This window comes from Myxococcus faecalis, assembly GCF_050039385.1.
In the GTDB taxonomy this organism is placed as follows: Bacteria; Myxococcota; Myxococcia; order Myxococcales; family Myxococcaceae; genus Myxococcus; species Myxococcus fulvus.
On sequence record NZ_CP144336.1, the window covers coordinates 631,155 to 649,309 of the forward strand.

The following is an 18,155-nucleotide window of genomic DNA, read 5'->3' on the forward strand; positions in this document are numbered from 1 at the left end:
ACGCGTCCGCCGCGTCGCGTAGACTCCCCCCGAGAACGCCACCATGCCCTTCGACCTCCGGGAAATCCTCCGTCAGACGGAAGCCACGACCAGCGACGGAGCCCTTCCGGCCTGGCTGCGCGACAGCTGGAGCGACGCGCCCGGCTTCATCGCCACGCTCGCCGCCCACCACGCCAGCCGGGGTGGGCCCGCGCCCAAGAGCCGCCCGGGCCAGCACCACGACTTCTTCCACGACCTGGTCGTCCGTCACGCGGACTCCACCGCGCCCGCGCTGCGCACATGGGACGGCGCCCGGTGGCAGCTGCTCGGCTACCGCGAGCTGGCGGACCGGGCCTCGCGCCGCGCCGCCGAGTGGGCCGCCCAGGGCGTCAAGGCGGGCGCCAGGGTCGCGCTGGTGCATCCACTGGGGCCGGAGCTGCTCGTGTCCCTGCTGGCCTCACTGAAGCTGGGCGCGTGCGTCAGCGTGCTGCCCCCCACCGGCACCCACTTCCTGGCCCGCAGGCTCGCGCGCCTGGAGCCCGCCCACATCTCCGCGGAGGCCCACCAGGCCCCGCTCATCAAGGGCCATGAGGCGCTCCTCCTGCGCTCCAAGGGCGACGTCGCGCCCGGCTTCACGTCCCACACGTACAAGCCCGGCGACACCGTGGCCCTGCTGTTCTCCCCGCTCGTCGACCCGCCGGACACGCCCGTCCCCCTCACGGCCGAGCGGGCGTGGAACGGCGCCCTGGTCGACGGGCTGCTCACCTTCGGCCTGGGCGCCGGGGACGCCTTCGCCGCGCCCGGCTTCCACTTCCTCCAGCACCAGCCCGCGCTCCTCTTCGCCACGCTCCTGCGCGGCGCCACCTACGTCCACCTGGAGCCCGCGGAGGTGGAGCGCGCGCCCGCGCGGCTCACGGAGCTGCCCCTGCGCTCGCTCGGCGTCTCCCCCGCGCTGCGCGAGGCGCTGGTCCGCGCCAACAAGGGCGCGTTGCGCGGCGTGGCCCACTGGTTCCGCTCCGCCGATGACGCGCTCGACTGGGAGTCGTGGCGCGACTGGATGCGCCAGTGCGACGTGGCCAACGTGCCCCACACCCACGTGCTCATCGACGCGGCCGAGGGCGGCACGATGCTCGCGTCCCGCCGGCACACCGGGGAGCTGCACACGGCCCTGGCCCCCTCGCCGGGCCGCGCCTGGGCCTTCAAGGACCTCAACCTGAGCGGCCAGGAGGCCGCCGGGGACGTGGGCCTCTTCACGCCGCTGCCCGACAAGGGCCGCCCCCCGCCCTTCGTCCTGCTCACCCGCCAGCGCGAGCAGTACCTGTTCTCCGGCACCCGCGACACGCGCCGCGAGGGCCGCGTCTACCCCGCCGCCGAGGTCATCGAGGCGCTCGCCGACCTGCCCTTCTGCCACGGCGCGTCCGTCACCCCCGCCGCCTCCGCGGGCACCTCGCGCCACGCACCCCACGTCTTGATCCTCTTCACCGGGGCGGAGGACGCGGAAGCCTTCGCGAAGGAGCAGGACGCGCGCCGCGTCGAAGTGAGACGCAGGCTGGAGCTGCGCCTGGGCGCCGAGCACCTGCCGGACCGCGTCGAGCTCTTCCCCCTGCTCCCCCACCGGACGAAGGAGGGGCGCATCGACGAGGCCTGGTGCCGCGCCCAGTACCTGATCGGCGCCCTCCATCAGAAGTCCACGGATCCGATGTTCCAGGCCCTCACCGCGCTGCGCGGCCGCCTGCGGGAGAGCGTCCGGGCCCCGGGCGAGGACGAGCGTACAGGCTCGCGGTAATCCACGCGTACGCGCCGGACGCGCCCGCGTTCGTCGACAACGCGCACCGCCAACGCGCCGCAGCCCCCGACGGGAATCCCCAGAGGGAAGCGCGGCTGTCCACTGGCTGGCACGACTCGCGCAATGGGGTGGCTCCGCGTCAGGCGCTCCATCCCGGAGCCCGGGACGCGCGCGAGGTGGACCATGGGTGCCCAGGTCGTCATGGGAGCGATGCTGCAATGCAGCTTCGGCGTCGCCCCCTCGTCGCTGGTGGTGCTGCCCGCCAACAAGGTGGTGGGCCCGACGCCCGCGGCCAACATCCTCGACAGCAAGCCCCTGGTGAACATCCTGCCCTTCGGGATGTGCCAGTCGCTGGCCAACCCCACGGTGGCGGCGGCGACGGCGGCGGCCCTGGGCGTGCTCACCCCCATGCCCTGCATCCCCGCCACCGCGGCGCCGTGGGTGCCCGGCTGCCCCAAGCTGCTGCTCGGCAGCGCCCCGGCGCTGGAGAGCAACTCGAAGCTGATGTGCTCGTACGGCGGCGTCATCCAAATCGTCTCCCCCGGACAGGTGAAGGTCATCGATGGCTGACGCGGCCCTCACCCTGGCGCCCTTCGACGGCACCCTCCTCGAGAAGCTCCTCGAGGGAGCTCCTCCCGCGCCCGCGCCGGACGGCGAGCCCGACGCCCGCGTCGAAGCCGTCACGGAGGCGGTCGCCAGCGGCGAATACGCCCAGGCCGCCCGCGGCGCGGAGGCGCTGCTGCGCGAGGGCCAGCGCGACACGCGGCTCGTCGGCATCTACCTCTTCGGCGGGTTCCAGGAGCGCGGCCTCCTGGCGATGCCGGGGATGTTCCACTCCATCCACCACCTGCTCACCGACAGCCTCCCCGCGTTCGGCCCGGAGTCCAAGCGCGACATCTTCCTGGAGAGCGGCCTGCGCTGGCTGTTGCGCTCCATCAACAAGCACCTGGCCCACCACGAGAAGAAGCAGGACGCCACGTGGCGGCGCTGGTGCGAGGCCGACATCCGCGCGCCGCTCGAGGAGGCGCTCGCACTGGGCGACGCCATCCTCACCGCCATCCCCGCCACGCTGCCCAAGAACGGCTGCGAGGAGCCCTTCCGCAACCTGACGCACTGGCTGCGCCGCCACATGGAGGCCCTGCCCCCGCCCGCGCCCGTCACGCTCGTGCCCCCGCCCGCTCCGGAGCCCGTGGCCGTCGCCGCGCAGCCCGTGGCCGTCGCGCCGCCGGCAGCCCCCACGCAGCCCGCGCCCGTCGCCGTCGCCGCGCAGCCCGTCGTCGCGCCGCCGCCCGGCGTGCCCATCTCTCCGCAGCTCGCGCTGCTCATCCGCAAGCTGGAGGCCTTCACCCTCCTGCTCGAGAAGGGCGAGCTGCCCAAGGCGGGCGTGGTGGCCTCGGACGTCATGGCCACGGTGGAGCGGTTCGACCCGCGCGTGTTCCTGCCGTCGCTCTTCACCCGCTTCTTCGCGGGCCTCAGCAGCCACGCGCACCAGCTGGAACCCTTCCTGCAAGAGGCCGACTCGCTGTCGATGCGAGCGCTCGAGCAGCTCTACCGCGTCGACCTGGACGCGTTCATCGCGCAGCAGCCGCCCGGCGGCGGAGAGGAGGACTGACGTCATGCAGCAGCACCCACCCCAGCCCCCCGTCCGCCTCGCCCCCGTCGAGGAGCGCATCCGCGAGCACGCCGGCGCGTTCGACATGCCGGCCCTGCTGGAGCTGCTCTCGAAAGAGGGCTACGGCCCGGACGACGTGGAGCTCAAGAGCCACCGCGGCACCGTGCACGCGCCCCGGCTCATCCAGTCCGTCGACTTCGCGCGCAACCCGCGCCGCGCCATCATCACCGTCCACCTGGGACTGCTCAGCGTCCAGTCGCCCCTGCCCTCCTTCTTCCTGAAGGCCATGGAGTCGCTAGAGCACGACGCCATGGAGAGCTTCCTGGGCTACTTCGACCACCTGCTGCTCAAGGCGCGCTTCGCCGGCCTGTTCCCCGAGCGCGACGGGGCGCTGCTCCCCGGCTGGGAGTCCGCCGCCGCGCACCGCCTGCGCCTCTTGCGCCCCGGCTGTCCCTCCACGCTGCACTGGCTGTTCTCCCAGGCATATCCGGAGGCGGAGGTCCGCGTGCGCCGCGCCACCCGCCGCCAGCGCATCGACACGCGCGGCATCCGCCTGGGCGGCGCGGCCCTGGGCGACGGCACCGCGATGGGCGGCTTCGCCACCGTGCCCACCGGCGGCCTGGAGGCGTGGCTCCACGTCAACGAGTCCTTCTGCGGCACCGGCGCCGCCTGGGCCGTGGAGGCGCGCCGCCGCCTGCGCTCGCGCGTGCTGCCGCACCTGGTGGACACGCCCGTGTTCCTCACCGTCGCGCTGGTCATCAGGGATCAGCACGGCCACGCGCGCGTCGAGGACACCAGTCACCTCGGCTACGAGCCCATCATCGGCGGCCCCGAGGAGGACCGGCAGGTCGTCCTGTTCTCCGGCGACACCGCCCCCAGAGCTTCACCCCCGCAGTGACGTGCAGCACCCCGGCACGTCGCCGGGCAAGAAAGGCCTTCAAACCGAGGGAGTAACGTAGCCATGTCAATCCAGGATCAGTTGCCCAAGTCACGAATCACGCTCACGTACCGCACCACCATCAACGGCGAGCAGGAGACGGTGAACCTGCCCCTGCGTCTGCTGATGCTGGGTGACTTCTCGCTCGGCTCCTCCGAGGACCGCAAGGTGGACCTCGAGGCGCGCAAGCTGCGCTCCGTCAATGGCAAGAACCTCGACGAGCTGATGAAGGACATGAAGATGTCCGTCAGCTTCCAGGTGCCCAACCGCATCAACCCGGATGTGGAGGCGGACCTGAACGTCGAGCTGCCCATCGACCGGATGAAGTCCTTCCACCCGGACGAGATCGTCAACCACGTGCCGAAGCTCAAGGCGCTGCGGCTGCTCAAGAAGCTCTTGCTGGAGATGCAGTCGAGCATCGACAACCAGAAGGCGCTGCGCAGCATGGTCTACGAGCTGTTCTCCAACAAGGACGCGCTCAAGGCCGTGCTCGCCGAGCTCAAGGACTACGAGTCGCTGCGTCTGCCGGGCAAGCCCGCGCTCTCCTCCGACGCGACGCCCGCCGCCGCCACCCAGCCGGCCACCGTCTCCGAGCCCGCCACCGTGAAGGCGTAAGGGCCCGCTTCCTCAACCCACCCTTTTCCATCTCAAGGTAACCGTCATGGCTGAAACCTCATATCTGCCTGGGTTGTTCAAGAGCGTGCGGCTGGAGCGTCCCACGGACGCCAAGCCGATGATCTCCGAGAAGTTCGTCCCCACGCTGGACGAGAAGGAAGTCACCATCGAGGCGCGCTTCATGTCCGCGCTCGCCGCCCTGGTGCAGAACGTCACGCCCGCGGAGACCGACTCGGGCGACGCGCTGCGCTTCGACAAGGGCAAGGTGCTCGACGTCGTCAGCCGCATCGACTCGATGATCGACGACCAGATGAACGAGATCCTCCACCACGAGCGCTTCCAGCAGATGGAGTCGGCGTGGCGCGGTCTGGACGACCTGGTCGCCAACACCAACTTCAAGGCGAACATCGCCATCGACCTCCTGGACGCCGCGCGCGACGAGCTGGGTCAGGACTTCGAGAACAACTCCGCGGACGTGTTCGCCGGGGCGCTGTTCGACAAGGTCTACATCCAGGAGTACGACCAGTACGGCGGCCGTCCCTTCGGCGCGATGATTGGCCTGTACGAGTTCTCCTCCTCGCCCGGCGACATCAAGTGGCTGCGCGCGATGGGCAAGGTGGCCAACGCCGCGCACTGCCCCTTCGTCGCCGCCGTGAGCCCCAAGTTCTTCGGCTGCGAGAAGGTCGAGGAGATGGAGGCCATCAAGGACCTGGAGGGCGCGCTCGCCCACCCGCGCTACGGCAAGTGGAACGAGCTGCGCGACAGCGAGGAGGCCGCGTACCTGGGCCTGACCTTCCCGCGCTACGTGCTGCGCCTGCCCTGGCACCCGGACAAGAACCCCTGCGACGACCTGCACTTCACTGAGAACGCGCAGGGCGACTCCAGCAAGTACCTGTGGGGCAACTCGTCCGTGCTCTTCGCCCGCAACATGGTGAAGGCGTTCGAGAACTCCGGCTGGTGCCAGTCCATCCGCGGCCCCAAGGGCGGCGGCCTCATCACCGGCCTGCCCGTGGACACGTTCTTCCTGCGCGGCCAGGAGGAGCTCAAGGCCCCGGTGGAGATCGCCATCCCGGACTACCGCGAGTTCGAGTTCGCGCGGTGCGGCTTCATGCCGCTGGTGTACCGCAAGGGCACCAGCGAGGCGACGTTCTTCAGCACCCAGTCCGCCAAGGTCTCCAAGCGGTTCAAGGACCCGAAGGACTCGGAGAACTCGCAGCTCGTCACGAACATGGCGTACACGTTCTCCATCACCCGCCTGGCGCACTACGTGAAGTGCATCATGCGCGACAACATCGGCTCCACGGCGGATGCGCCCTACATCCAGCGGCAGATCGACGCGTGGCTCGCCGGCTACGTCACCACGGTGGCCAGCCCCGACGACCTGACGGTGCGCCGCTTCCCGTTCAAGGCCACCAACGTGATGGTGGAGCAGCGCACCGGAGAGATCGGCTGGTACGACTGCAAGGTCGCCGTGCTGCCGCACATCCAGTTCGAGGGCCTCAACGTGGAGCTCATGCTGGAGTCCCGGCTCGGCTGAAGTCCCCCCGCTGCAAACCCACCAAGCAGTCCCACCCAAATGCAGGAGTGAGTCATGCCTCAGTTCGCCCGAGACCTGGATGTGTACCAGGGCTACAACTTCAAGAAGGACAAGCAGTCCCCCGTCGGCTACATCCTGTCCATCTCCATCGGCGGTGAAGCGCTGGTGGCGGACCAGGAGACGCTGAAGGACCCGGAGCAGCCGGACAAGGCCCTGGCCTCCAAGGCCGTGGCGGTGCTCAACAACTACCTGTGGGAGACGGGCGTCACCGACGCGCTGTACTTCTCCGGGCAGATCTCCACCGCCAACAAGCAGAAGATCTCCGAGATGCTGCTGGGCAGCTTCTCCAACATCGAAGTGGTCGTGAAGTACGTCATCTACGAGTACGACCCGCTCGCGAAGAAGTACTTCAAGTCCAACTTCGTGGACGCGGACCTCAACGGCCTGCTCGAGAAGAACGGCGACGCGCTGAACATCGCCGTGGCGGAGAACGAGTCGCGTGAGGTGCAGTCGCCCAAGAACTTCACGTTCCAGATCGGCGTGAAGCCCAAGACGCTGGAGCAGTCCATCAACGTCGCGGCGGCGTCCTCGAAGAACATCGTGAAGAAGTGGGGCGTCACGGAGACGGCCTAGTCGTCCTGCGGTAAGAAAGTCCCATGCCCCCCTTCAAGCTCGCCCGGGTCCGGTGGCACGTCGGTCAGACGCTGCTGCCGGAGCACTTCGAGGCCCAGGAAGAATCACTGGAGGCCCAGGTCCGCCTCCAGGCTTCGCTGTCCGGTACGCCGAGTCATGGCGTGGCGGCCATGGCCTGGAGCGAGCCACTGCTGGCGGGTGGAAGCCTGTCCATTGCCACGTTGACGGCGGTGACCCCCGCCGGCTTCGTGGTGGATGTGCCGGGCAACGCGGTGCTGCCGCCCTTCTCGCTCGAGGGGACCGGCCGCGCCGAGGCCACCGTCTACCTGCACGTGCTGGGGGGCAGCCAGGGCGCGGCGGGGGTGCGGCTGTACGCGGAGGACCCGCCGGTGGTGGAGCGGGTCATGCGTCGGCTGCGCCTGTCCGCGGAGCCCGTGCTGGACGGAGCCATCGACACGCTGCCGCTGGCCGTGTTCCGGCGGGACACCGAGGGCGTGTGGGGACTGACGGAGGACCTGGTGCCTCCGCTGCTGCTCGTCGGTCCCCACCCGTTCCTCTCGGCCCTCCTCGTCAGACTCGATGACCTGCTGGAGCAGGCGCGGCTGCAGCTCATCGCGCGCCTGTCCGACAGCTACCTGCGCTCGGACCGGCTCACCAACGCCCGCCGCGCGCTGTGCGAGGTGCAGCGGCTGCAGGCGCTGCGCGGCGACATGAGTCGCCACATCTCACCCCACCCGTACGTCTTCTTCGACGCGCTCCGGGACTTGTACTTCGAGTCCTGCTGCTACCTGGAGATGATGCCGGACGCGGACCTGCCCACGTACCAGCACGACAGCCCGGGCAAGGGCCTCATCCGCTGGGTGGAGCTGCTCACGCGCGCGCTCCAGCCGGAGTCCACGCGCGCCACCCATCGCTCGTTCACCGCGCGCGACGGGCAGTTCATCTTCTCGCCGCTGCCGCCCGAGGTGCTGGAGAGCGGCGAGCTGTACATGCTGGTGCAGCGCAAGCGGGCCGGAGAGCCTTTGGTCGTGGACGGCGTGAAGCTGGCGGGGCCCTCGCGCCTGGCCACGGTGCGGCGCATGGCCCTCAAGGGCATCCCGTTCCACCACGTCCCGCACCCCTCGTTCCCGCATGCGCTGGGACCCGAGATAGACTGGTACCAGCTCGTGCAGGGCGAGGAGTGGCAGTTCGCGCTGCGCGAGAATGGCCTGGCCTTCTACGCCACCCCGGCGTTGCAGGGAGCCCAGGTGTCCCTCTTCTGGCGCAGGGCGTGACATGGGCCGAGCCTCCTTCCTCGACAAGTTCGCCACCCGCGCCGACTCCGCTCGCGCGTCCGGCAAGAAGGGCCACAGCGAGCTGGAGCACGTGGTGCGCAACCTGGAGGCCGTGCTCAACACCAAGGAGGGCTACGGCTTCTTCCGCCGCGACTTCGGCCTGGGTGAGTACACGGAGAAGTACGGCACGCGGGAGCTGGTGGAGACGCTCACCCGCGAGCTGACCGAGGAGATTTCGCGCCACGAGCCGCGCCTGTCGGACGTGGAGTTGACGATGCGCGGGCGCGACGCGGGGCTGTGGCTGCACTTCGGCCTGGTCGGCACGGTGGGCCAGGAGCGCCGCAAGCTGCGCCTGCGCTTCGACACCCTCAGCGGCAACGTCCGCGTGGAGGAGGAGCCATGAAGGCCGACAGCTTCGCGGACCGGCTCAAGGTCGCCGTCACGCTCACCGCCGGCGGCACCGCGCACGTCATCCCTCCAGGGGACGTGAAGTCCTTCGCGCTGACCCTGCGCTCGTTCGGCTTCGAGGGCCGCGTGGCCTTCGACCTCGCGGACAACACGTCCGCGGGCGGCCTGGAGAAGGACCAGCTGAAGGCGGCGTTCCTGGAGCAGGACCTGATGGAGGTCCAGCTGGAGCTGACGGCGGTGCACACCGACGCGGCGCCCCAGCCCGCGCTCACGTCGCTGAAGGTGAAGGGCCTGGTGTCGGAGCGCTCGCTGGTGGAGATGCCCGGCGTGCCCCGTCCCGGCGCCCCGCTGCTGCACCGGCGCTACGAGGTGACGTTCCAGGACGCGGCGGCGCTGCTGTGGAGCCAGCACTTCCCCTGCGTGCTCTACACGCAGAAGACGATGAAGGACGTGCTGGACGCGCACAAGGGCACGCACATCCCGCTCGTCTACGACTGGAGCGCGGGGCTGGACGCCACCTGCCCGCAGCTGTTCCTGGGCCTGACGCCCGAGCACGGCGCCAGCTTCTACGACTTCCTGCTCTGGTACGTGGACACGCGCGACGGCGTGCTCGCGTACGACTACACGGCGGCGAAGTACAAGCTGTCCGCCGCGAAGGCCGCGGAGGGCACGCCCGTGAAGCTGTGGGGCCCGGACGTGGACCAGGTCACCGTGCGCTTCCCGGAGGTCCCCCGCCACGAGGTGACGGTGCTCAACGCGGTGGCCGAGGGCCCCGCCACCCGGCCCATCAACCAGCAGAGCGCCGTCACCGGCATCCGGCACGACGTGCTGCTGCGCACGCCCATCACCAACGAGGTGGACGCGCGGGTGACGCTGGAGACCGCCCGCCTCAAGGTCCGGGGCAAGGAGGTGGAGCTCGGCTGGAAGCGCTTCCCCGCCACCGCCCTGGTGCCCGGCTCGCTCGTCAAGCTGCCCACCACGGAGGCGTGGGCCGCGGCGGGGCTGGCCGGCGGCGAGACGTTCCGGGTGCGCACCCTGGCGTTGCGAGGGGACGCGCTCGCGTCCACCCCGGACGCGGAGCACCTGTCGAAGAACGGGGGCTTCGAGTTCCAGATGGCCACGCTCCTGGAGCCCCAGGCGGAGAAGTGGGTGGACCTGCCGCCCTACCTGGCGCCCACCTGGCCCCGGTACGTGGAGGGCCTCATCGTCAGCGAGATGGGGGACGAGCCCCACGAGACGTGGCAGGCCTACACCGACTCCAAGACGTCGCAGGACGGGTACAAGGTGAAGATTCCCCTCTGGGCGAATCAAATCGTCACCCTGCCCTTCAACCCGAACCTGCTGCCCGGCCACTTCTACTTCCCGGCCTACAAGGGGGAGCGCGTGCTGGTGGGGCTGGACTTCCAGAAGGCCTGGCTCAAGCGCTTCCTGGACTGGCGCGACACGGCGCGCATGCCGGCCGACGGCCAGGGGACGCATCTCTTGGTGGGCAAGACGCCGGAGAACGGCACGTCCATGAAGCACTCCTACGTGGACGGCAAGCCGGTCTTCCTCTTGCAGAGGACGAACGCCAAGGACACGGCCCGCATCGAAATCAAGGAGGGGACGCTGGTCATCCGCGTGAAGGAAGAGCCCGCTTAAGGCGGCTGGAGGCGTGAAGGAGCCATGGGAACGCTGGTCTGCACCATCGAGCTGGACAAAGTGAAGGGCATCACCGTCACGGTGGACAATGCCGACGCGAACATCGTCCAGACGGTGACGATGGACGGCACCGCCATCACCCTGAAGGTCGCCGGGCAGAGCGACACCAGCACCGTCGTGCAGAAGGCCGACAGCATCGTCGTCACCGTCAAGGACTTCAAGGTCGACGCCCAGACGATAACGCTCCTGTCCAAGGGCACCTCGGAGTGGACGAGCCAGGACACGCTGAAGGTGACGAGCACGAAGGACATGAGCCTCACCACCCAGGCGAAGCTCACCCAGACGGCCACCCAGGACGCGAGCATCAGCTCCTCGGCGAAGGTCAACGTGGAGGCCACCCAGGCGCTGGCGCTCAAGGGCCTGACGGCTTCCATGGAGGCCACCGGCGGCGAGGCCAAGATTGAAGGCCTGACGCTGAAGGCCGCGGGCAAGACGGACACGCAGGTGACGGGGCTGAATGTCAAGGTGGCGGGGCAAGCCGCGCTGGACCTGGAAGCCCAGGGAATGGCCAACCTCAAGGCATCCGGTATCACCAGCGTCTCGGGCGCGCTCGTGAAGTTGGGGTAAGGAGTCATTCAAGATGACCCGCCCGAAGGACCGGCTGCACCAGGACTTCCTCGAGGAGATGGCCTCCCTCGAGCGCTTCCGCCAACGCTTCCACGAGCGCTACCCCGCCGCCCCCCTGGAGCGGGAGGACCCGGACGTGCGCCGCCTCATCGAGGCGATGGCGTTCTTCTCCGTGCAGACGCGCCACGCGACGCTGCACAACCTGCGCTCCACGTGGCGCCGGCTGTTCGCCGGCTTCTTCGACTTCCTCCTGGAGCCCCTGCCCACGCGCGCGGTGGTGCAGGCGCAGCCCATGGGGAAGATGGGCGAGGCGGTGCTCCTGCCCCGCGGCACCGAGCTGCGGCTGTCGCCCGCCGAGGGTGAGCCCGGCGCCTTCCGCCTCCAGCGCGACCTGCGCGTGCTGCCCATCACCCTGGAGTCCACCGAGGTGCGCCCGCTGGTGAGGGGTGGCCACCGGCTGATGCTCCACTTCGAGTCGCGGCACGAGCGCGCGGACGCCATCGGCACGATGAGCCTGCACGTGCGCCACCTGGACGAGTACCTGCCGTCCCTGGCGGTGTTCCACGCGCTGCGCCAGCACCTGCGCGAGGTCAGCGTGGTGTACGGGCCGCCCGCGGACGAGCACGTCACGGGCGAGCGGTGCGAGGTGTCGTTCGACCGGGAGCCGCCGGCGCCGGACGACTCGGAGACCTTCACCCACCCGCTGCAGCGGCTGCGCTCGTTCTTCCTCTTCCCGGAGACGGAGCTCTTCCTCCACGTCGCGGTGCCGCCGTCGCGCGGCGGGTGGCGGCGCTTCAGCCTGTGCTTCGACCTGGCGCAGGCGTGGACGGTGGGCCGCTCCCACCGGCCCGACTTCCTGGTGCCCTTCGCGGTGCCGGTGGAGAACCTGCGCGCGGAGCCCGCACAGGTCATCACCACGGACGGCACCCGCTCCGAGCACCCCATCCGCAACATGAGCGCGGGGCGGGAGCTGGCGCTGCACTCGGTGACGGGCGTGTTCGAGATGACCAAGACGGGGCTCGCCCCGCTCAGGCCCGCGCACCTGCCCGGCAGCGGCCCCGGCTACGAGGTGGAGGAGGTGCCGTCGGAGAACGGCCCCTCCCCGCACCTGGTGCTGCGCATGCCGGAGGCCTTCACCACGCCGCGCAAGCTGGTGGTGGAGGCGCTGTGGCACCAGCCGCGCTTCGCCTCGGAGGCGTCGGGGCGGATGACGGTGAGCGTGCCGGCGCGCCACATCGAGGGCCTGGAGTGGCGGCTGGTCGGCCAGCTCCAGCCGGACCGGGAGAGCCCCCTGAGGGATGACCTGACGGCGCTCACCCAGCTGCTCGCCTGGAAGGCCCAGGCCACGCTGGGACTGGACGAGCTGCGCTCGGTGCTCCAGCACCTGGGCACGCCCTCCGAGGGCCCCTTCCGCCGGTGTCTGCCGCTGTTGCGGGAGATGAGCGTGTCGCGGGTGCCCGACAGCGCCATGAAGGGCTCCGGGCTGAGGAACGTGTACGAGGTGGTGCTGGAGCCCTTCGAGGAGGGCTTCGAGCCGCTGGTGGTGACGTTCCTGACGCGGGTCCGAGATTTGCTGGATGCGTGGAACCACGAGGCGACGGTGGAGCTGAAGGCGACCATCGCCGGCCAAGGTCCCCTCGCCATCCCTGGAGCCTCCTGATGAAGATGACGCACTGGAAAGCCATCCTCCTGGCCTACCGCCACGTGGAGGAGCTGCTCGAGCGGGAGCTGGGCACGGTGAATCTGGACCCCGCCCTGCGCGAGCACCTGTCCGAGGGCGCCCTGGACGCGATGTCCCGCACGCTGATGGCCGAGGTGGACGCCCTGCGCGCGGCGCTGGAGACCGACCTGCGCCACGACGACGTGGAGAAGGTGCTCCAGCCCTTCGCCTTCCTGGTGGACGAGAAGGTGCTCGCCCGCCTGTCGAACGAGGACGCGCAGCACTGGCCGCTCCTGCAGCTGCGTGCGTTCGGCGTGGACGCGGGCGGCGACCTGTTCTTCGAGCTGGCGGACACCGCGCTGAGGCGCCCGGACACGGCGCCGCTGCTCTTCGAGATGCTGCACTTCTGCCTCACCGCGGGCTTCATCGGCCGGCACGTGGGCCACCCGGCGCGGCTGCGCGACTACCGCGAGCAGCTGGCGGCCCGCATCCCCCGGCCGGAGACGCAGGTGGGCGAGGCGCACACGGAGGCCGCGCCCCCGCCTCCCACCCTGTACGACTTCCCCTGGCGCTACTACGCCGTGACGGTGTCCATCATCATCGCGGTGCCGGTGGTGCTCTGGCACCTGTCCAACTGAGGCCCGCGTGACGACTCCCCCCGGCGTCCGGAAGGACGCGAGTGCGTCCCGTCAGAACGTGGCCGAGCTGGTGGAGCGGCTCCAGAAGGCCCTGACCTCGTCGCTGGGGAGCCTGGCCGAGGGGACGGTGCCCCTCGTGGACGTGCTCCGCGAGGGGGCGAAGGCCCTGGAACCCGGCCCCGGAGGCAAGCGGTTGTCACCCAAGGAGCGGGAGGCATGGGGTGTGCAACTGGAGGCCACACTGGAGCGACTGGAGGACGTGATGGAAGGCCTCCAGCTCGCGGTCCGCGCGCAAGCGGGCGGGAAGAGGGACTAGAGCCATGGCGGGCGAGAAGAACCCCGTTGCCGCGGCCGCGAGCGCGGCGACGACGACAGCGGACGCGGCGCGACCCTATCTGACGTGGATATTGATAGGGCTCGGGGTGCTGCTCGCCTTGGCGCTCGTCGTCGGGCTGGTGTGGTGGTGGAGGAAGCGCCGGCGGGTGGCGCCGAAGGTGGAGACGCGCAAGCGGCTGGACACCGGCGCGCTGGTGCGCATCCGCAAGCAGTTCCTGAACGCGCTGCCGCTGCGCTACCGCGTGGCGGTGCTGGACTTCCCCACGGTGGTGGTGCTCGGGCCGGCGGGCGCGGGCAAGACGACGCTCATCGACCTGGAGGTGGACTGGCGGCGGCAGGAGCGGCAGTTCATGCCCAGCCACACCTCGGACCCGCTGCTCCAGATGTTCCTGGGGCCGGACAAGGTGGTCCACGAGGTGTCGGCGTCGCTGCTGGAGGACGACTCGCAGGAGGCGCGCCGCGCGCTCAGCCGGCTGTGGAAGTCGAGCTTCCGTCGGCAGAAGGGGCGCGTCGTGGTGGCGCTGGACGCGCGGTGGCTGGCGGAGACGCCGCCGGACGAGGTGCGCCGGGTCATCCAGCTGGTGCGCGGGAAGATCAACCTGCTGTCCGAGGCGAGCCGGGGCTCGGTGGAGACGCGCCTGTGCCTGACGCACATGGACTCGCTGGTGGGCTTCTCGGACTTCGCCCAGCTCTTGCGCAGCCATGGCATCCCCCTGCACTGGGACGTGCCGCCCTCGGGTGAGGAGGGCCGGCTGGCCGCGGGGCTGCAGCCCCTGGAGCAGTACTTCGCGCTGGGCCTGGTCTCGTTGTCGGTGGACGCCTTCGGACGGTTGGAGGAGTTCTACGCGCGCGGCGGTGAGTCCTTCGCGGCGCTCGCCAGGTTCGTGACGGGGCTGGTGGAGGGCGGCACGCTGTCCTACCGCCCGGAGCTGACGCGGGTGTACGTGTCGTCGCCGGCGGCGGACGCGCGCTCCGCGGGGGTGTTCGCCATCGCGGCGGAGAAGCGCAACGTGGAGCTGCGCGCGCGCTACCGCGGCAAGCACCTGCGCAGGTGCGCGGCGCTGCTCGCGCTGGGCGTGCTCCCGGTGGTGGCGGCGTACGGGAACTTCTACAACCGCCTGGCCGAGGCCCAGCGGCACATGGAGGACTTCGAGTCCACGGTGCAGCGGCTGGGGCAGCAGCACCTGACGGCGTCCGGCGAGGTGGTGGTGGACAAGGGCCAGGGCGCGATGCAGGCCATGGACGCCCTGCTCTCCGCGGCGCGCTACTTCCCGCTCCTGAGCAACAGCTTCCAGGACGAGCAGGAGGTGCTGCGCGCGCAGCTGTCCAACACGGTGCGCCTGTCCTATCTCAAGCCGCTGCTCGAGTCCTGCCAGGAGCAGTGCCAGCGCTGTGGCCCGCTCATCCCGGGCTGCGCCTCGACGGAGCTGGTGGGCAGCCGCTCGCTGTGGGCGGCGTCGCACGCGGAGGAGCGCTGCGAGCGCGAGACGCTCTGCCGTCCCGAGCAGATGCTGCACCTGATGGCGGTGGCGCGCGCCTCGCGCACCGACGACATGGGGCGCTTCATCCTGTCGTACCTGGATGGCCAGTACCGCAAGCGCTGGAACTGGGCGGCGGACGCGCTGAGCCTGCTGGGGACCCGCGCCACGGAGAAGGGCGGCGACTGGATGGAGGCCACGGGGCTGCGCGAGGAGGTGGTGGGCGACTACATCATCTCCAGCGACCAGGCGTGGCGCACGGGCCTGCAGACGCAAGGCCAGGTGCCGTGGATGCGCTGGCCCTACGAGTGGCTGTCCGAGGAGAGCTACCTGGGCCCGTGGAGAGACCACCTCATCAAGCTGCAGCTGGTGCTGAGCGCGCGGGAGATGGACCTGGAGCGGTGGCGCTCGCTGGCGAGCGAGCGGCAGCGGCTGAAGCTGACCTTGGCGCAGAGCATGGCGTACACGTCCGCGCACAAGGTGCTGGCGCTGCTGGACGCGTCCGGCGCGCCGGAGAGCCAGGCGACCCTCAAGGGCGTGGACAACACGCTCGTCGCGCTCGACTGGCTGCGCGAGCACGAGCCGATGCTGTCCGCGGTGCTGCGCATGGAGGATGAAATCGACGCGGGCCTGAAGGCCGCGGCGGAGATGTCCACCGCGGAGCTGCTCACGCGCACCGGTGGCCTCTTCGTGCCCGCCAACGGCGACGCGCGCCTGGAGGTCCGGGTGATGCAGCAGTCCTTCGAGTTCCGTCCGAAGGAGCTGTCGCGGTCCCTGCTGGACAAGCTGCTGCGGCAGATTGAGCAGGGCCAGCGGCCCTTCAGCCGGACCTCGATGGGGCTGCCGCCGGGCGCGGTGGCGTCCGCGGCCGAGGCCGGGCTGGGGCTGTCGATGGAGGACGCGCTGGACGTGGGCGCGGTGGACGCCCTGCCCTCGCGCCGCGGCGTGGAGTGGCTGACGTTCGAGACGGACATCAAGCCGCTGGTGGACGAGTTCACCCTGCGCATGGCGGACTCGAAGCTGTCGCGCGCGGAGGCCGCGCAGCGCCAGGGCTACGTGCTCAAGAAGGTGGCCAACTTCGGGCAGCGCTACCGGCAGGACCTGCTGGTGAAGTACCGCGACTACCGCTTCACGGCGCTGACGACGACGCTGGCCTCGGAGCTGTCCTCGGTGACGCAGCCGACCTCCGAGCTGGTGGCGATGCTGCGCGAGGTGGCCACGGGGGCGGGAATCGGCCCCATGGAGGGTCCCTACTACGAGCCGCTGCGCCAGGAGCTGTCGCTGTTCCGGCCCATCGTGCAGCTCATGACGCCGGACAAGGACGGACAGACGGCGCAGCTGGCGGCGTACCTGCTGCTGGTGTCGCAGCTGCACACGGAGGTGTCGGGGTTCAGCGCGCCGCCGGCGGCCGGGGCCGCGCGCACCATCGTCCCCGCGTCCCTGCGCTCGGGCGCGGAGGAGACGCCCGCATCGAACGAGGACGGCGGACGCCAGCTGACAGACCTGCTCTCCCCGCTGGGCCGCGTGGGCCTGTCCATGCTGCTCGACGAGGAGGGCTCGTACCTGCGCCGCGTGGACGAGTGGCTGGACAAGCAGGGCATCCTCGGCGAGCTGCGCCGGCCGTTCCGCGAGCCCTTCCTGATGACGCGGGAGCTGGGCCGGGCCGAGCTGGAGCGCGTGCTGGAGGAGCAGTGGGAGTGGCGCTTCCGCACGCTGCTGACGCCGCTCTTGCGTCGCTACCCGTTCGCGGTGGAGGCGAGCCAGGAGCTGGACCCGACGGAGCTGGAGGTGCTCAAGCGCAAGGACGGCGCCTTCTGGCAGTTCGTGGCGCAGGTGCTCTCGCCGGTGGTGGAGGAGCGCGGCACGGAGTGGATGCTGCGCCGGCCGCTGCGTCAGCAGCTCGCCGTCCCGCCGCGCATGCTGGTGATGCTCGGCCGGCTGTCGAAGCTGGCGAAGCTCTTGTGGACCGAGGAGGGCAAGCCGCAGCCGCTGCAGTTGCAGGTGCGCCCGCTGCCGCTGCCGCCGTCGGGTGAGAACGGCTTCGTCACCATGTCCTTCCTGAAGTGCGGCGAGGCGGCGGCGTTCGGCTTCAACCAGACGCCCGCGTGGCAGGACTTCGCGCTGGCGTGGTGGGAGCCGCGCTCGGCCTCCGTCGGCGTCGAGCTGCGCGTGCCGGGCCGAGAGGCCAAGCGCTACCGCTCCACGGAGCTGTCGCGCTCGTCGTGGAACTGCTTCCGCATCCTGGATGCCGCCACGTTCGACGCCGAGCAGAACGCCATCTGGCCGCTGCCGGGCCCGGATGGCTCACAACACTCGGAGATTCGCTTGCGCTTCGGCATGCGTGGCGGCCCCTGGACGCTGTTCCAGGAGGTGACGCGATGAGGTTCCCCTGGCTGTTGATGCTGGCGCTGGCCCTGGGGACGGTGGCGTGCGCGCCGACGCACCTGTCCATCCACGTGAACTCGCCCCAGGGGACGAACCAGGGGCGGCCGCTGCACATGGTGGTGCGCGCGGTGGACTCGCAGCGGTACATGACGGAGTTCTACGCCGACGTGGCCGAGCGCGTGGTGCACCCCGATGACTCGGTGGTGCAGACGCTCGTCATCTACCCGGGCGAGAAGACCCAGACGCGGGTGAAGATTCCGGAGGAGTCTCCGCTGGCCATCTCCTTCCTGTTCACCACGCCCGACGGCGCGTGGCAGGTGTTGCTCGACTCGCCCATCCCGGGGCGCGTGGACATCGAGCTGGAGGAGAGCCGCATCCGCACGGATGCGCCGTCGAAGCGCAAGAAGCCCAAGGGTGAGCCCAAGAAGGAGGAGCCACCCAAGTTCGAGCCGCCCAAGGTCGAGGGTCCGAAGGTCGAGGGTCCGAAGGTCGAGGCCCCCTCCGCCGGGAAGTAGCCGGGCCGCGCCAACGAACCACCAGCCCCCCTCCGGCGAGAGCCATGGCTCTCGCTGCTGGGAGACGTGTGTCGCACGCAGTCCCCTCCAGGAG

Annotated in this window: 16 protein-coding genes; all 16 read left to right on the plus strand. The window is 70.4% G+C overall.

Annotated elements, in window-relative coordinates:
* Positions 1-43: 43 nt before the first annotated feature.
* The 16 genes from VZQ01_RS02345 to VZQ01_RS02420 all read left to right on the plus strand — a co-directional run bounded on the left by VZQ01_RS02345 (position 44) and on the right by VZQ01_RS02420 (position 18,061).
* Positions 44-1,765: an AMP-binding protein gene (locus tag VZQ01_RS02345; RefSeq protein WP_426746828.1), complete on the plus strand. Its 1,722-nt coding sequence runs from the start codon at positions 44-46 to the stop codon at positions 1,763-1,765.
* Between the two features lie 183 nt (positions 1,766-1,948).
* Positions 1,949-2,335 carry a DUF4280 domain-containing protein gene (locus tag VZQ01_RS02350; RefSeq protein WP_223746858.1) on the plus strand — a complete coding sequence of 129 codons (387 nt, stop codon included), beginning with the start codon at positions 1,949-1,951 and terminating at the stop codon, positions 2,333-2,335.
* Complete coding sequence (locus VZQ01_RS02355) at positions 2,328-3,377, plus strand: type VI secretion system protein IglI family protein (RefSeq protein WP_267696676.1); 1,050 nt, start codon at positions 2,328-2,330, stop codon at positions 3,375-3,377. The genes VZQ01_RS02350 and VZQ01_RS02355 overlap by 8 nt, the downstream gene beginning before the upstream one ends.
* Positions 3,378-3,381: 4 nt before the next feature.
* Entirely contained in the window at positions 3,382-4,275 is an 894-nt protein-coding gene (locus VZQ01_RS02360) for a type VI secretion system baseplate subunit TssG (protein WP_223782948.1), read from the plus strand.
* A gap of 63 nt (positions 4,276-4,338) precedes the next feature.
* Positions 4,339-4,929: a type VI secretion system contractile sheath small subunit gene (gene tssB, locus VZQ01_RS02365; RefSeq protein WP_141325432.1), complete on the plus strand. Its 591-nt coding sequence runs from the start codon at positions 4,339-4,341 to the stop codon at positions 4,927-4,929.
* A gap of 46 nt (positions 4,930-4,975) precedes the next feature.
* Positions 4,976-6,466, plus strand: a complete 1,491-nt coding sequence (tssC, locus tag VZQ01_RS02370; protein ID WP_141325434.1) for a type VI secretion system contractile sheath large subunit — start codon at positions 4,976-4,978, stop codon at positions 6,464-6,466.
* Between the two features lie 54 nt (positions 6,467-6,520).
* Positions 6,521-7,099, plus strand: coding sequence for a hypothetical protein (locus VZQ01_RS02375; RefSeq protein WP_248541569.1), 579 nt, complete (start codon positions 6,521-6,523; stop codon positions 7,097-7,099).
* A 23-nt stretch (positions 7,100-7,122) separates the two neighbouring features.
* Positions 7,123-8,373: a type VI secretion system baseplate subunit TssK gene (gene tssK, locus VZQ01_RS02380; protein WP_141325437.1), complete on the plus strand. Its 1,251-nt coding sequence runs from the start codon at positions 7,123-7,125 to the stop codon at positions 8,371-8,373.
* A 1-nt stretch (position 8,374) separates the two neighbouring features.
* The gene (gene tssE / locus VZQ01_RS02385) at positions 8,375-8,776 is read left to right on the plus strand and encodes a type VI secretion system baseplate subunit TssE (protein ID WP_141325439.1); all 402 of its coding nucleotides are present in this window, start codon (positions 8,375-8,377) and stop codon (positions 8,774-8,776) included.
* Complete coding sequence (locus VZQ01_RS02390; RefSeq protein ID WP_426746829.1) at positions 8,773-10,422, plus strand: hypothetical protein; 1,650 nt, start codon at positions 8,773-8,775, stop codon at positions 10,420-10,422. The genes tssE and VZQ01_RS02390 overlap by 4 nt, the downstream gene beginning before the upstream one ends.
* 24 nt (positions 10,423-10,446) lie before the next feature.
* Positions 10,447-11,049, plus strand: a complete 603-nt coding sequence (locus tag VZQ01_RS02395) for a hypothetical protein (protein WP_223746851.1) — start codon at positions 10,447-10,449, stop codon at positions 11,047-11,049.
* A gap of 13 nt (positions 11,050-11,062) precedes the next feature.
* On the plus strand, positions 11,063-12,709 hold the full coding sequence (locus VZQ01_RS02400; protein ID WP_141325443.1) for a type VI secretion system baseplate subunit TssF: 1,647 nt from the start codon (positions 11,063-11,065) through the stop codon (positions 12,707-12,709).
* Positions 12,710-12,714: 5 nt separating this feature from the next.
* Complete coding sequence (locus VZQ01_RS02405) at positions 12,715-13,347, plus strand: DotU family type IV/VI secretion system protein (protein WP_223746849.1); 633 nt, start codon at positions 12,715-12,717, stop codon at positions 13,345-13,347.
* 7 nt (positions 13,348-13,354) lie between these two features.
* Complete coding sequence (locus VZQ01_RS02410; RefSeq protein WP_223746848.1) at positions 13,355-13,663, plus strand: hypothetical protein; 309 nt, start codon at positions 13,355-13,357, stop codon at positions 13,661-13,663.
* Positions 13,664-13,667: 4 nt separating this feature from the next.
* Positions 13,668-17,543 (plus strand): type VI secretion IcmF C-terminal domain-containing protein, encoded by a 3,876-nt coding sequence (locus VZQ01_RS02415; RefSeq protein ID WP_223746847.1) that lies wholly within the window; start codon positions 13,668-13,670, stop codon positions 17,541-17,543.
* Positions 17,540-18,061, plus strand: coding sequence for a hypothetical protein (locus VZQ01_RS02420; RefSeq protein WP_408890807.1), 522 nt, complete (start codon positions 17,540-17,542; stop codon positions 18,059-18,061). Before VZQ01_RS02415 ends, VZQ01_RS02420 begins: the two co-directional genes overlap by 4 nt.
* Positions 18,062-18,155: the final 94 nt, after the last annotated feature.